General features: G+C 67.6%; 10 protein-coding genes. 3 read left to right on the forward strand and 7 right to left on the reverse strand.

Annotated features, from left to right (window positions below; translation table 11 throughout):
* Positions 1 to 138 precede the first annotated feature (138 nt).
* From C1930_RS17845 to C1930_RS17855, 3 genes are read left to right on the forward strand one after another with little or no spacing between them, the layout of a single operon-like run.
* Positions 139 to 1,326, forward strand: coding sequence for an MdtA/MuxA family multidrug efflux RND transporter periplasmic adaptor subunit (locus C1930_RS17845; protein WP_108772318.1), 1,188 nt, complete (start codon positions 139 to 141; stop codon positions 1,324 to 1,326).
* Entirely contained in the window at positions 1,323 to 4,511 is a 3,189-nt protein-coding gene (locus C1930_RS17850; protein WP_108772319.1) for an efflux RND transporter permease subunit, read from the forward strand. The genes C1930_RS17845 and C1930_RS17850 overlap by 4 nt, the downstream gene beginning before the upstream one ends.
* Entirely contained in the window at positions 4,508 to 7,567 is a 3,060-nt protein-coding gene (locus tag C1930_RS17855; RefSeq protein ID WP_108772320.1) for an efflux RND transporter permease subunit, read from the forward strand. The genes C1930_RS17850 and C1930_RS17855 overlap by 4 nt, the downstream gene beginning before the upstream one ends.
* Before the next feature lie 58 nt (positions 7,568 to 7,625).
* Here the strand turns inward: C1930_RS17855 and C1930_RS17860 are convergent, their stop codons facing one another.
* From C1930_RS17860 to C1930_RS17895, 7 genes are all read right to left on the reverse strand, one after another.
* Positions 7,626 to 8,162: a type II TA system antitoxin MqsA family protein gene (locus C1930_RS17860; protein ID WP_159093631.1), complete on the reverse strand. Its 537-nt coding sequence runs from the start codon at positions 8,160 to 8,162 to the stop codon at positions 7,626 to 7,628.
* A gap of 28 nt (positions 8,163 to 8,190) precedes the next feature.
* A complete protein-coding gene (locus C1930_RS20355; protein WP_159093632.1) occupies positions 8,191 to 8,598 on the reverse strand; it encodes a hypothetical protein in 408 nt (135 codons plus the stop codon).
* 486 nt (positions 8,599 to 9,084) lie between these two features.
* Complete coding sequence (locus C1930_RS17875) at positions 9,085 to 10,158, reverse strand: 3-deoxy-7-phosphoheptulonate synthase (protein WP_108757301.1); 1,074 nt, start codon at positions 10,156 to 10,158, stop codon at positions 9,085 to 9,087.
* A gap of 259 nt (positions 10,159 to 10,417) precedes the next feature.
* Positions 10,418 to 10,678, reverse strand: coding sequence for a hypothetical protein (locus C1930_RS17880; protein WP_108754304.1), 261 nt, complete (start codon positions 10,676 to 10,678; stop codon positions 10,418 to 10,420).
* 266 nt (positions 10,679 to 10,944) lie between these two features.
* Positions 10,945 to 11,688 carry a DNA alkylation repair protein gene (locus tag C1930_RS17885; protein ID WP_108772323.1) on the reverse strand — a complete coding sequence of 248 codons (744 nt, stop codon included), beginning with the start codon at positions 11,686 to 11,688 and terminating at the stop codon, positions 10,945 to 10,947.
* Positions 11,685 to 12,185 carry a MarR family transcriptional regulator gene (locus C1930_RS17890; RefSeq protein ID WP_108772324.1) on the reverse strand — a complete coding sequence of 167 codons (501 nt, stop codon included), beginning with the start codon at positions 12,183 to 12,185 and terminating at the stop codon, positions 11,685 to 11,687. The genes C1930_RS17885 and C1930_RS17890 overlap by 4 nt, the downstream gene beginning before the upstream one ends.
* Positions 12,186 to 12,430: 245 nt before the next feature.
* On the reverse strand, positions 12,431 to 13,723 hold the full coding sequence (locus tag C1930_RS17895; RefSeq protein WP_108772623.1) for a HAMP domain-containing sensor histidine kinase: 1,293 nt from the start codon (positions 13,721 to 13,723) through the stop codon (positions 12,431 to 12,433).
* Positions 13,724 to 13,740 lie beyond the last annotated feature (17 nt).

Here is a 13,740-nt window from a genome sequence, read left to right on the forward strand (position 1 = left end):
CCCCGTCGCACGCGCGACGGCATCCAGCCACGCCGCGCTGCGGCCCCGCCAGACAACTCCCCTCCCCCGCTGCCCGCGGCGCACGATGCGCGAGCGGGCGTACATGTCCCTGCGCGTGCGCAGGGCGCAGGATGCCCCATGTCCGCTGTCGAGTCGCCCCGTAGCACCCCGCCCCGTTTCCGTCGCGCGTGGCTGATCGCCGCCGTGCTCGTGGCCGCCGCCGCGCTGGCCTGGTGGGCCTGGCCGCGGGCCGATGCAAGCGCAGCCGCCAGCAGCCCCGGCAAGACGGTACCGGTGCGCGTGGCCCGGGCCAGCGCCGAGCCGCTGGTACTGCGCCTGAAAGCAGTGGGCACGGTCACTCCGCTGCACAGCGTGGTGGTGCGCAGCCGCGTGGACGGCGAGCTGATGCGCCTGCAATTCCAGGAAGGCCAGCAGGTGAAGGCCGGCGATCTGCTGGCGCAGATCGACCCGCGCCCGTACGAAGTGAAGCTGGCGCAGGCACAGGGCACCCAGCAGCAGAACCTGGCGGAGCTGGAAAACGCCGAACGCCAGTTGCAGCGTTACCGCGAACTGCAGCGCCAGCACTTCGTCTCGACACAGGAACTGAGCGACCAGCAGAGCAAGGTGCGCCAGCTGCAGGGCCGCCGCATCAGCGACCAGGCTGCCGTGGACGAAGCGCGCCTGCAGCTGCAGTACACCCGCATCATCGCCCCGGTAAGCGGCCGCGTGGGCCTGCGCCGGCTGGACGTGGGCAACCTGGTGCAGGCCAGCGATGCCGAAGGCCTGGTCACCCTGGCCCAGACCGCGCCGATCAGCGTGCTGTTCACCGTGCCCGAACCGGAACTGCCGGCGCTGCTGGATGCGGTACAGGCACAGCCGGCGCTGGCCGTGGAAGCCTGGGACCGCGAAGAACGCACGCAGCTGGCGCACGGCGCGCTGTCCAGCGTGGACAACCGCATCGACACCGCCACCGGCACGTTGAAGCTGCGCGCGCAGTTCGACAACGCAGACCAGGGGCTGTTCCCGAACCAGTTCGTCAATGTGCGGCTGCAACTGGGCGAGCACCCTGCCCTGCTGATTCCCGATGCCGCTGTGCAGTTCGGCAGCCAGGGCAACTACGTGCACATCGTCGACAAGGACAACAAGGCGCAACGCCGCACCGTGGTGCTGGGCCCGGCCGATGATGGCCGCGTAGCCGTGCGCTCGGGGCTGCAGGCCGGCGACCAGGTGGTGATCGAAGGCATCGATGGCCTGGAAGATGGCACCGCCGTGGAGATCGTGGCCGAACCCGCCGCGCAGGCGAAGGCGGCCAAGGCCGGCGCATGAACCTGTCGCGCCCCTTCATCCTGCGCCCGGTCGCCACCACGCTGCTGATGGTGGCCCTGCTGCTGTCCGGCGTGCTGGCCTATCGGCTGCTGCCGGTGGCCGCGTTGCCGCAGGTGGACTACCCGATCATCCAGATCACCACGCTGTATCCGGGCGCCAGCCCGGAGCTGACCACGCGCACCATCACCGCGCCGCTTGAACGCCAGCTCGGGCAGATTCCCGGGCTGAAGCAGCTGTCGTCGACCAGCTCCGGTGGTGCTTCGGTCATCACCCTGCAGTTCGGCCTGGAGGTGTCGCTGGGGGTGGCCGAGCAGGACGTGCAGGCGGCCATCAACGCCGCCGGCAGCTTCCTGCCGGACGACCTGCCGGTGCCGCCGGTGTACCGCAAGGTGAACCCGGCTGACACGCCCATCATCACCCTGGCGGTGACCTCGCAGGGCCTGTCGCTGCCGCAGGTGCATGACCTGGTCGACACCCGCATCGCCCAGCGCCTGGCCCAGCTGCCCGGCGTGGGCCTGGTCAGCCTGGCTGGCGGTCAGCGGCCTGCGGTGCGCATCCAGGTCAATGCTGCCGCGCTGGCGGCCAATGGGCTGGGCATGGACCACATCCGCACGGCCATTGCGGCCGCCAATGTGAACCTGCCCAAGGGCAGCTTCGACGGCCCGATCCGTGCGGTGATGCTCGATGCCAACGACCAGATGCGCAGCGCGGACGAGTACCGTGCGCTGGTGCTGGCCTGGCGCGAAGGCGCACCGCTGCGACTGGGCGACGTGGCCACCATCACTGACGGCGCCGAGAACCGGCAGCTGGCGGCATGGAGTGGTACCGAACCCGCCGTGCTGGTGAACCTGCAGCGCCAGCCCGGCGCCAATGTGATAGCCGTAGTGGAACAGGTGCGCGCGATGCTGCCGCAGTTGCAGGCCACCTTGCCCGCCGGTGTGCAGATGAAGGTGCTGAGCGACCGCACCGAATCGATCCGCGCCTCGGTACGCGGCGTGCAGAAGGAACTGGTGCTGGCCATCGGCCTGGTGGTGCTGGTCACCTGGGTGTTCCTGCGCAACGGCCCGGCCACGCTCATTCCCAGCGTAGCGGTGCCGCTGTCGCTGGTCGGCACCTTCGCGGTGATGCTGCTGGCCGGCTACTCGCTCAACAACCTGACCCTGATGGCGCTGACCATCGCCACCGGCTTCGTGGTGGACGATGCCATCGTGATGCTGGAAAACATCGCCCGCCACCTGGAAGAAGGCGAAAGCCCGCAGGAAGCCGCGCTGAAGGGCGCCGCCGAGATCGGCTTCACCCTGGTGTCACTGACCGTGTCGCTGATCGCAGTACTGATCCCACTGCTGTTCATGGCCGACCTGGTGGGCGCGCTGTTTCATGAGTTCGCGGTGACGCTGGCGGTGGCCATCGGCATTTCGCTGCTGGTGTCGCTGACGCTGACGCCGATGCTGTGTGCGCGGTTCCTGAAGCCGCATGCGAAGGGGTCAGAGCCCCAGGGGGATCTGACCCCGGTCGGGTCTGTGGGGTCAGAGCCCCACGGGGATCTGACCCCGGTGGCTGAGGGGTCGGATCCCCTTGGGGCTCCGACCCCATCCCCCCCCAAGCGCGATGTGTTCGACCGCATCATCGCCATCTACGACCGCCAGCTGCACTGGGTGCTGCAGCGCCAACCGCTGATGCTGCTGGCCACCGTGGCCACGCTGGCGCTGACCGTGGCGCTGTACTTCGCCGTGCCCAAGGGCTTCTTCCCGGTGCAGGACGCCGGTCTGGTGCAGGGCATCAGCGAAGCGCCGCAGGCGATCTCGTTCCAGGCCATGCGCGAGCGGCAACTGGCGCTGGCCGAGGCCATCGAGGCCGACCCGGCGGTGGCCAGCCTGTCTTCGTACATCGGCGTGGACGGCAACAATGCCACGCTCAACACCGGCCGCCTGCTGATCGAACTGAAGCCGCACGGCGACCGCGATGCCGCCGACGTGGTGATGGCGCGCCTGCAGCAGCGTGTGGCGAAGATTCCCGGCATCACCCTGTACCTGCAACCGGTGCAGGAGCTGGGCATCGAAGACCGCATCAGCCGCACCCAGTACCAGTTCACCCTGACCACGCCGGAACAGCAGACGCTGGAAACCTGGACGCCGCAGCTGCTGCAGGCCCTGCGCCAGCAGCCGGCGCTGCGCGATGTGGCCAGTGACCTGCAGATGCAGGGCCGGCAGGCACGGGTGAACATCGACCGCGATGCCGCCGCACGCCTGGGCGTGAGCGTGGAAGCGGTGGCCGATGCGCTGTACGACGCCTACGGGCAGCGGCAGATTTCCACCATCTTCACCCAGGCCAGCCAGTACCGCGTGGTGCTGGAAGCCGATCCGGCACGACAGCCCGGCCCCGAGGCGATCAGCGGCCTGCGCGTGCGCAACAGCGCCGGCCAGACCGTACCGCTGGGCGCGGTGGCGCGGGTGGAACTGGGGCCCGCCGCCCTGCTGCGCAACCACGTCGGCCAGTTCCCGGCGGCCACGCTGTCGTTCAACCTGGCGCCGGGCGCCTCGCTGGGCGAAGGCGTTGCCGCGGTGCAGGCAGCGCGTGCGGCCATCGCGCTGCCGGCCAGCATCGAACTGCGCCTGCAGGGTGCGGCCGCGGCGTTCAGCAGTTCACTGTCGTCCACGCTGTGGCTGATCCTGGCTGCGGTGGTGGTGATGTACATCGTGCTGGGCGTGCTCTACGAGAGCTTCGTGCACCCGATCACCATCCTGTCCACCCTGCCCTCGGCCACGGTCGGAGCGTTGGCCGCGCTGTGGGTGAGCGGGCGCAGCCTGGACCTGATCGCCATCATCGGCATCGTGCTGCTGATCGGCCTGGTGAAGAAGAACGCGATCATGATGATCGACTTCGCACTGGACGCGCAGCGCACGCGCGGCATGACCCCGCGCGAGGCAATCCACCAGGCCGCGCTGCTGCGCTTCCGCCCGATCCTGATGACCACGCTGGCCGCCTTGTTCGGTGCGGTACCGCTGATGCTGGCCACCGGTTCGGGCGCGGAACTGCGGCAGCCGCTGGGGTGGGTGATGGTGGGCGGCCTGCTGGTCAGCCAGGTGCTGACCCTGTTCACTACGCCGGTGATCTACCTGGCCTTCGACCGCCTGCAGCGCGGTCGCTCGGCGGCCGCCGCCGGCGCTGCCGAGGCGCGCGCATGAGCCCCATCGCGCGCCTGGCCCAGGCCTGCGTGCAACGACCGGTGGCCACGATCCTGCTGGCCGTGGCACTGGTACTGGCCGGCCTGCTGGCACTACGCCTGCTGCCGGTGGCGCCGCTGCCGCAGGTGGATTACCCGGCCATTGAAGTGAGCGCCAGCCTGCCCGGCGCCTCGCCCGAATCGATGGCCGCCACCGTGGCCACCCCACTGGAACGTGCGCTGGGCAGCCTGCCCGGCATCTCGCGCATCGATTCGGCCAGCACCCAGGGGCAGACGTCGGTGGAGCTGAAGTTCGTACTCGGCCGCGATATCGACGAAGCCGCGCGCGAGGTGCAAGCGGCGATCAACCTGGCACGCGGGCAATTGCCCAGCGGCATGCCGGGCATGCCGCAGTACCGCAAGGTGAATCCCTCGCAGGCGCCGATCCTGGCGTTGGCGCTGACCTCGGACACACTGCCGCCGGGCCAGCTCTACGACCTGGCCTCCACCGTGCTGGCGCAGAAACTGTCCCAGGTACCGGGCGTGGGCGAAGTGCAGGTGGGCGGCAGCGCGTTGCCCGCGGTGCGCGTATCACTGGACCCGAATGCACTGAACCATGCCGGCCTGGCGCTGGAGGACGTGGCCCAGGCCATCGCCCGTGCCAATGCCGTGCGCCCGCTGGGCGCGGTGGGCGATGACCGCCAGCAGTGGCAGCTGGAAGCGCCGCTGCAGCTGCGCCAGGCCGCGCAGTACCAGCAACTGGCGCTGAAGGTCAGCGATGACCGCACGCTGCGGCTGGGCGATGTGGCGGTGGTTGCCGATGGGGTGGAAGACCGCTACGCCAGCGGTTTCCACAATGAACGCCCGGCCGTGCTGCTGATCGTCAGCCGCCAGCCCGGCGCCAACATCATCGCCACCGTCGATGCCATCCAGGCGCAGCTGCCGCAGCTGCACGCACTGCTGCCCAGCCACGTGGACATGCGCCTGGTGATGGACCGCTCGCCGGTGATCCGCGCCACCCTGCACGAAGCCGAGCTGACCCTGGTGCTGGCCATCGTGCTGGTGGTGCTGGTGGTACTGGCCTTCCTGGGCCACTGGCGTGCCGCACTGGTGCCCAGCGTGGCCATTCCGGTGGTGCTGTTCGGCACCTTGGCGCTGATCGCGCTGATGGGGTTCTCGCTCAACACGCTTTCGCTGATGGCGCTGATCGTGGCCGCGGTGCTGGTGGTGGACGATGCCATCGTGGTACTGGAAAACATCGCGCGCCACCGCGAACTGGGCGCCGACCGCTGGCAGGCCGCCGTGCGCGGCGCCTCGGAAGTGGGTGCCACCCTGCTGTCGATGAATCTGGCGCTGGCCGTGGTATTCGTCTCCATCCTGTTCCTGGATGACTTCGTGGAACGCTTGTTCCGCGAGTTCTCGCTCACCCTGGTGGCGGCGATGGGCGTGTCGGTGGTGGTGGCGCTGAGCCTGGTACCGATGCTGTGCGCGCGCCTGTTCGTGGACGATGCGCAGCACACCTCGCGCTGGCAGCGCGGCAGCAACGCGCTGTTTGAACGCGTGCGCAAGGCCTACCTGCGCACCCTGCAGGCCAGCCTGCGGCAGCTGCGCTGGCCCTTGTTGGCCTTCGTGGCGGTCATCGCGCTCAACGCGTGGCTGTTCCAGCAGGTGCCCAAGGGCGTGGTGCCCAAGCAGGACACCGCACAGCTGCGTGGCTTCGCGCGCGGCGATGACGGCCTCTCGTTCCAGGCCATGCAGCCGAAGATCGATGCCTACCGCACGCTGCTGCTGTCCGACCCGGCCATCGAGGACATCATCGGCTACATCGGTGGCAGCAACGGGGTCAACAACGCCTTCATCATGATCAAGATGAAGCCGCTGGCCGAGCGCAAGGTGTCCAGCCAGGAAGTGATCGACCGCCTGCGTGCGCGCCTGCCGCAGCTTCCCGGCGGCAACCTGTACCTGTGGGTAGACCAGGACATCCGCCTGGAAGGCGGTGGCAGCAGCGGCCAGTACGAATTCCAGCTGCTGTCGGCCGACATGGCGCCGCTGCGCGAGTGGGCACCGAAGGTAGCCGCAGCACTGCGCGCCCTGCCCGAGCTGGTGGACGTGGAAGCGCAGGGCGAAGCCGGCATGCGCCAGGTGGTGCTGGATATCGACCGCGAAGCGGCCGCACGCCACGGCGTGGACCTGCGCACCGTGGCCAACATGCTCAACAACTCTTTCAGCCAGCGCCAGGTCGCCACCCTGTATGACAGCCTGAACCAGTACCGGGTGGTGATGGAACTGGACCCGAAGCACACCCAGGACCCGGGCACGCTGGCGCGCCTGCAGGTGATCGACGGCAACGGCCAGCGCATTCCGTTGTCCAGCATTGCCAGCTGGCGTTATGGCATGGCGCCGGACCGCATCTACCACAGCGAACAGTTCGCCTCGATCTGGATCGAATTCGCGCTGGCACCGGGGGTTGGCCTGGAACAGGCCACGCAGGCCATCAACACGGCCATGGCGCAGTTGATGCTGCCGCGTTCGGTGCAGGCCAAGCTGTCCGGCGAAGCGGGCGGCCTGGATAGCCTGCGTTCGCGCCAGTTGTGGCTGGTGCTGGGCGCCACGCTGGCGGTCTACCTGGTGCTGGGCGTGCTGTACGAGAGTTTCCTGCAACCGTTGGTGATCCTGTCCACGCTGCCATCGGCAGGTATCGGTGCACTGCTGGCGCTGTGGGTGTTCGGCAACGAACTGAACCTGATCGCCTTGCTCGGGTTGTTCCTGCTGGTCGGCGTGGTGATGAAGAACACGATCCTGCTGGTGGACTTCGCGCTTGCAGGCGAGCGGCGCGGCCTGAGCGCGCAGGATGCGGTGATGGAGGCGGCACGGCTGCGCCTGCGACCGATCCTGATGACCTCGCTGGCGGCACTGCTGGGCACGCTGCCGCTGATGCTCGCCAATGGCGAGGGCTGGGAACTGCGGCAGCCGCTGGGCATCGCGATTGTGGGCGGGTTGCTGGTCAGCCAGTGGCTGACCCTGTACACCACCCCGGCGATGTACCTGGCGTTGGCGAGGATTCGCAGCGGGCGGTGAAGGCGGTCGGGTGAATCATCCACGCATGGCGTGGATCTACTGCGGCATCGTCGGTGGATCAACGCGCTGCGTGGATCGAAGCACCTTGCGCCCCTGGCGCACCACGACGGCTTCGCACCACACGCCGCGCGGGCTTGCCTGCGGTTTCGCGCGGTGGGTCCAGCAGCGGCACCACCGTGCCCGTGCGCTCGGCCAGCCAGCGCACGACCTCAGGTTTCTCGATGGCAAGCCAGAGCAGCATCGTCGTGGCGTCGTCAGGATAGGTGGTCTCGTTCTCGTAGCGGGAAAACGCGATTGCACCTTTTCCGAACAACGAAGCGGCTGCACGTTGGGTCAAACCATAGCGGCGCCGGAATGCAAGTACGTCCTCGCCCAGCAACAAGCCCCGGTAGTGCTCGCGTCGTGCCTCAAGTCGCCTGAGATTCTCGACCTGCTGTGCTTCGCTGGTTGCCGTTGCGCCGCAGGATGGACATTCCATCACCAGCAATTCCACCACCACGGCATTGCCGCGCGGATTGAAATGCCGTTCGCGTGTGGATGCCCTCAACATTTCCTGCTGACACGCAGGGCACAGCCGGGACGTGGATGTGTTCATGGCATGATCCGATGGAACGTACAGCGATCTAGAGATGGCAACTGAGGAAGATGACTCGCAGACTTCCATTCTGGCCAACGGAAAACTTGAGGTAGTAGTTGATGTCGGAGTGGTTGAGCCGGCACTTGCGCACATCGTCGTAGCGGACGGCGTAGGCGTCACATGGATGCCAGGTACCCATTTGATCCCTGCACCACTCCGATCCCTTGTAGTCATGCGCCTGCACGCACATCAGGCAATCCAGGAGGTCAGCCAGCGTCCAGCGCAGGTTGTCCAGATCCCTTTGCGCCTTGTGGGTGGCGATCCAGACGTCATCAGGCTGCAAACCACCGGTGCGCACGCAGTCCTGCAAGGCATCCAGGTCGATCAGGGGCAGCCCATGCACGCCGATTGCCCGCCGACCCCGGCCGAAATCCTGAGGCTGCGGCAATTGCACGGGATCGACCCGCCAAAACACCGGCCTCAATTTATCACCATGATAAGTTTCGTCAAGCCCATGGCGGGTCCATCGCCCCTGTCGCCACGATGTGGCGACTTCTTCTGCGCACAACCCTGAGGCGTGGCAGGAACAGACGAAAGGCTGTTCGTGCCATACCTGACAGAACACAGACGGAGCCTGGGGTGCCGTGATTGCGGGTCGCGCTGGGCCAAGCACAGGAGAGGTTGCTGCCGTCACGAGCGTGGCCGGGATTTCATCCACGCATGGCGTGGATCTACTGGGGCCCGGCCGGCTGGGTAGAGTCGAGCTTGCTCGACTCTACAGAAGAGCGATATCACCACCCCGGCGATGTACCTGGCGCTGTCGCACTTACGCAGCGCCAGGCGCATCGCCGGTGCGGACGGGTCGGTCTCCAACTCCGACCGACCCTGATCGCGGCCGCACCCCCGCAGGCGCTGGCCGCCATCCACACACGTGCCGCATTCAAGCGGCTTCGGACACCTTCACTTCACGGCGGGCGCGCACGGCAGTGGCCAAGCGCTCCAGCACCTGCACGGTGGTGTCCCAATCAATGCAGCCATCGGTGATGCTCTGGCCGTAGACCAGCGGCTGGCCTTCCACCAGTTCCTGGCGGCCGCCGACCAGGTGGCTTTCCACCATCACCCCGACAATGCGCTGCTCGCCGTCTTCCAGCTGGGTGGCGATGTCTTCGATCACCTTCGGCTGGTTGTCCGGATTCTTCAGGCTGTTGGCGTGGCTGGCATCGATCATCAGACGGGTCGGCAGCTTGGCCTTGGCCAGCGCCTGGCAGGCCTCGCCCACGCTGGCCGCATCGTAGTTCGGCTGCTTGCCGCCACGCAGGATCACATGGCAATCCGGGTTGCCGGTGGTGGACACGATGGCCGTGCCGCCCTGCTTGGTGACCGACAGGAAGTGATGCGGGTTCGACGCCGCGCCCACCGCATCGGCCGCAATTTTCACATTGCCGTCGGTGCCGTTCTTGAAGCCCACCGGGCAGGACAGACCCGAGGCCAGTTCGCGGTGCACCTGGCTTTCGGTGGTGCGTGCGCCGATGGCGCCCCAGGCGACCAGATCGGCGATGTACTGCGGCGAGATCACATCGAGGAACTCGACGCCGGCCGGCAGGCCCAGCTTGTTGATGTCGCGCAGCAGGCCGCGGGCGATGCGCAGGCCCTTGTCGATCTTGAAGCTGCCATCCAGGTCCGGGTCGTTGATCAGGCCCTTCCAGCCCACCGTGGTGCGCGGCTTCTCGAAGTACACGCGCATGACGATTTCCAGTTCGCCGGCCAGCGCATCGCGCAGGGGCTTCAGGCGCTGGGCGTACTCGATGGCCGCGTGCGGATCGTGGATCGAGCACGGGCCGACCACCACGGCCAGGCGGTCGTCACGGCCGTGCAGGATCTGGTGCAGGGCCGCGCGCGAGGCGCTGACGGTGTCGGACGCTTCATCGTCGCAGGGCAGCATCGCCAGCAGCTGGGCAGGCGGTGTGAGCGGTTCGATGGTGCGGATACGCAGGTCGTCGGTGTGCGGGGGCATGGCGGGGGGTCTCTACGGAAGGTGGGGGTCCGCAGCGTGGCGACAAGAAAAAAGCCGCCAGGTTCGCTGGCGGCTTTCGGGAATGCGTCTGAAGGTTTCTTCAGGGTGAGCGCAGTCCTTCCTCCGCCGGGGGCTTCGGAAAGTAATACCAATAAAAGTTGGCGTGGGCTGCGTTCATGGGATGTATTGATAACACAGGGTTTTGGCGGGTGCCAACTGTTTCATTCGCAACTGGGGCTGCGGTTCAGCCGCGCTGGCACTACCGCTTGCCGTGTACTTCCAAGTCCAGCAGCAGGCCTTCGTGGATATCCACCCAGCGCTCCACCACGCGGTCCAGCTCCAACCGGGCTTCATCCAGTTGTTCCGGATTGAGCAGCGAGCGTGCCGTGTAGAGATCGGACACCAGACGCCGCAGGGTCGATTCCAGGATGGCCACCGACGGACCCTCCACGCCCGGCAACTGCAACGCCGGGCTGTCGCCAAGGGTTCCGTACAGCGTGACCTGGAGCTTGCTCTGCATGATCGACTTCCCTGCGGGTGGACATGGGCAATACCCATGTTTACCCGGAATCGATGACATGCGCATGTGCCGCGATGGTCCGGGCGGGGCTGGTAGAGTCGAGCTTGCTCGACTGAGACGTACAGCAGTCGAGCAAGCTCGACTCTACGAACGGCAGGAGCAAGAGCAGTCGAGCAAGCTCGACTCTACCAACGCAGGCGCAAGAGCAGTCGAGCAAGCTCGACTCTACGAAAAGCGGGAGCAACAGCGGTCGAGCAAGCTCGACGCTACGACTTCGTGAGGGAGCGTTGGGCGCGGGTGCGGATGTAGGCGTTGGCGGCACTGTCGTGCTCGCGCTGCCAGCGGTCGCACAGTGCGCGCAGCCAGTGCGGCTGGGTCTTGCCGGCGTCGTTCAGCCAGTTGCCTACTGAGTCCTGCACGTAGCGTTCGGGATCGTTGGCCAGTGCTTCCAGCAACGGCAGCGCGTGCTCTGGTTCCTGTTTGAAGACCGCGATATGCGTGGCCCACACCCCGCGTGGGCGCAGTGCTTCGCAGGCATAGCGGCGCAGGTAGGGCGAGGCTTCCCGGGTCCACGGCAACAACAGCTGCAGCGCCTGCAACGGGGCCGCGACCAGATCCGCACGCACCGCCAGCCATGCCCATTCGCGCACGCCAAAATGCGGGTCATCGGCCAGCGGGCGCATGGCCTGCAGCTTGTTGGGCAAGGTGAGCGTGTGATCACTGCCAATCAGGTAGCAAGCCCATCCGCGCACGGTGTCCGAGGGATGCGACTGCCAGTGCGCGGCTGCGCCCTGCCCGGCGTCGCGCAGCAGCACTGCGGCCAGCGCCATGCGCTGGGTGATGCCCTTGCTGGCGGCATCGTGCATGCGCTGCAGCGCGTGTTCCGGAACAGCCGCAACGGCGCGCAGCAGTGCCGCGAAATCCACCGCGAGGCATTCGGCCAGGTGCGTACTGGCCGCGGCGCCGGCATCCAACTCACGCTGCCGCGTGGGATTGATCGCTGTGCTCATGGCAGGGACGTGCGGCCGCTGTCGGTGTGCTGCCAGACCTTGGCCAGCAACCGCGAAAGCTGCACCTGCTCCGCGCCATCCAGGCCATCGAACAGACCGCCTATCCATTGCGTGTGCTGGTTGAACAGGTCTTCGGCCAGGCGCTTGCCGCGCGCGGTCAGCACGATCTGCAGGCGGCGCCCGTCTTCGGCGTCGTTGCGTCGCTGCAGCAGCCCCTCGCGCTGCAACCCGTCCAACAGGCCACTGATGGTGGCGCGGCTGACCCCGGCGCGTTCGGCCAGTTCATGCGGCGGCAACGTGCCGCCGGCGCCGTGCAGCAGGAACAGCACGATGAAGCGTCCTTCGCTGAGCCCATGCGGGGCCAGTCGCGTGGCGCAGTCGCGGTCGATCGCGGCGGATACGGAGAGCAGCTGGAAGCACAGGCGCAGCTGGGCCAGGTTGGCGTGGCCGCGGCGGGTGGCTTCTTCTATCAGCGCGATGTGTTTGGCTTCCAGCACCGTTTTTATCCATATGGTTAGGCGCCTAATGATATTTATGAAAGAACGGGTGATGCAATACCTGGCGGTAGAGTCGAGCTTGCTCGACTCTATGAACGGCAGGAGCAAACAGCAGTCGAGCAAGCTCGACTCTACGAACAGCAGGAGCAAACAGCAGTCAAGTAAGCTCGACTCTACGAACGGCAGGAGCAAGAGCAGTCGAGCAAGCTCGACTCTACGAACGGCAGGAGCAAGAGCAGTTGACGCTACCGGGGCAGGTGCAGGCGGGCGATCAGGCCGCCGCCTTCGCGGTCCAGCAGCTGCAGGGAACCGCCGTGATGGCGGGCGGCATTGGCCGCCACGGCCAGGCCCAGGCCGGTGCCGCCGGTGGCGCGGCTGCGCGAGCTTTCGCTGCGCTGGAAGGGCTGCAGCAGGCGCTCGCGATCTGCCGCAGCAATGCCAGGGCCGCGATCCATCACGTCCAATTGCAGCCCATCGTCACGCTGCACGGCACGCAGCTCCACCGCGCCCGCATAGCGGCTGGCATTGTCGATCAGGTTGTCCAGCGCGCGGTGCAGCAACAGGGCGTCGGCCAGGCACGGCAGGGTGGCAGGCAGCACCGCCTCCAAGTCGACACCACGCAGCCGCGCCGCCTGCACGCAGTCGTCCAGCAGCGGCGCGATGTCCATCCGCTGCAGCTGCGATGGCTGCAACTCGCCGCGGGCGTAGTCCAGCACCTGTTCGATCATGGCGTTCATGCGCTCAATGTCGGCCACCATGCGTTCGGCTTGTGCGGGCGGTGCGAAGTCGGCGCGCAGGCGCAGGCCGGTCAGCGGCGTGCGCAGGTCGTGTGCCACCGCGGCCAGCATGCGGGTCATCTGCTGCGCCTGCTCACGCAGGCGGGTGCGCCCCGCATCCAGCGCGATGGCCAGCATCTGCACTTCGCGCGGCCCATCGTCGGGCAGCGGCGTCTGCGCGTGCAGGTCCAGCGTGGCGCTGGCCTCGGCCAGCCGACGCAGCGGACGGCCCAGCCGCACCGCCGCCCAGGCGGCCAGCGGTGCCAGCAGCACGGTGCCGCCAAGCAGGGCCAGCAGTACCTGCCTGCGCCACGCCGCCAGATCGCTGTAGGCGCTGCTGACCACGCGCCAGCGCCCATCGGCCTGCTGCACGGCCAGTTCGAACGGCGGCCAGGGCAGAGTGGCCAGCACCTGCTGCGCGGCCCGCAGCACGGCGGCATCGCCATCGCGCCCCTGCTCGCCGCCGGCGGCCACCACATGGACATCCGGCGGCCGGTTGTTGCCTGCCCAGACCAGGCGCACCTGCTGTGCCGGCTGATGCAGGCCGTCCACTGCCAGTGCCTGCAGGCGCGCATGGCCGGTACCGGATGGGGCGAGTTCGCGCACGTCCACGCGCAGGCCTACGCTGTCGGCCGCGCGCTCGCCGCGCAGCACCTGCATGGCCTGGTCCAGCCGCATCTGTGGCGCCGCCGGGCGCGGCAACCAGCCGACCACCGCCATGCTGACCGCAGTGGCCAGCAGCAGGCTGCTGAGCGCCAGCAGGGCGATCCAGCGTGCTG

Source organism: Stenotrophomonas sp. SAU14A_NAIMI4_8, from assembly GCF_003086695.1.
Classification (GTDB): domain Bacteria; phylum Pseudomonadota; class Gammaproteobacteria; order Xanthomonadales; family Xanthomonadaceae; genus Stenotrophomonas.

Bases quoted from the DNA above. Each gene is read 5' to 3' on its own strand.
- C1930_RS17845 (WP_108772318.1), top strand. From the start codon at position 139: ATGTCCGCTGTCGAGTCGCCCCGTAGCACCCCGCCCCGTTTCCGTCGC.
- C1930_RS17850 (WP_108772319.1), top strand. From the start codon at position 1,323: ATGAACCTGTCGCGCCCCTTCATCCTGCGCCCGGTCGCCACCACGCTG.
- C1930_RS17855 (WP_108772320.1), top strand. From the start codon at position 4,508: ATGAGCCCCATCGCGCGCCTGGCCCAGGCCTGCGTGCAACGACCGGTG.
- C1930_RS17860 (WP_159093631.1), bottom strand. From the start codon at position 8,162: ATGAACACATCCACGTCCCGGCTGTGCCCTGCGTGTCAGCAGGAAATG.
- C1930_RS17875 (WP_108757301.1), bottom strand. From the start codon at position 10,158: ATGCCCCCGCACACCGACGACCTGCGTATCCGCACCATCGAACCGCTC.
- C1930_RS17880 (WP_108754304.1), bottom strand. From the start codon at position 10,678: ATGCAGAGCAAGCTCCAGGTCACGCTGTACGGAACCCTTGGCGACAGC.
- C1930_RS17885 (WP_108772323.1), bottom strand. From the start codon at position 11,688: ATGAGCACAGCGATCAATCCCACGCGGCAGCGTGAGTTGGATGCCGGC.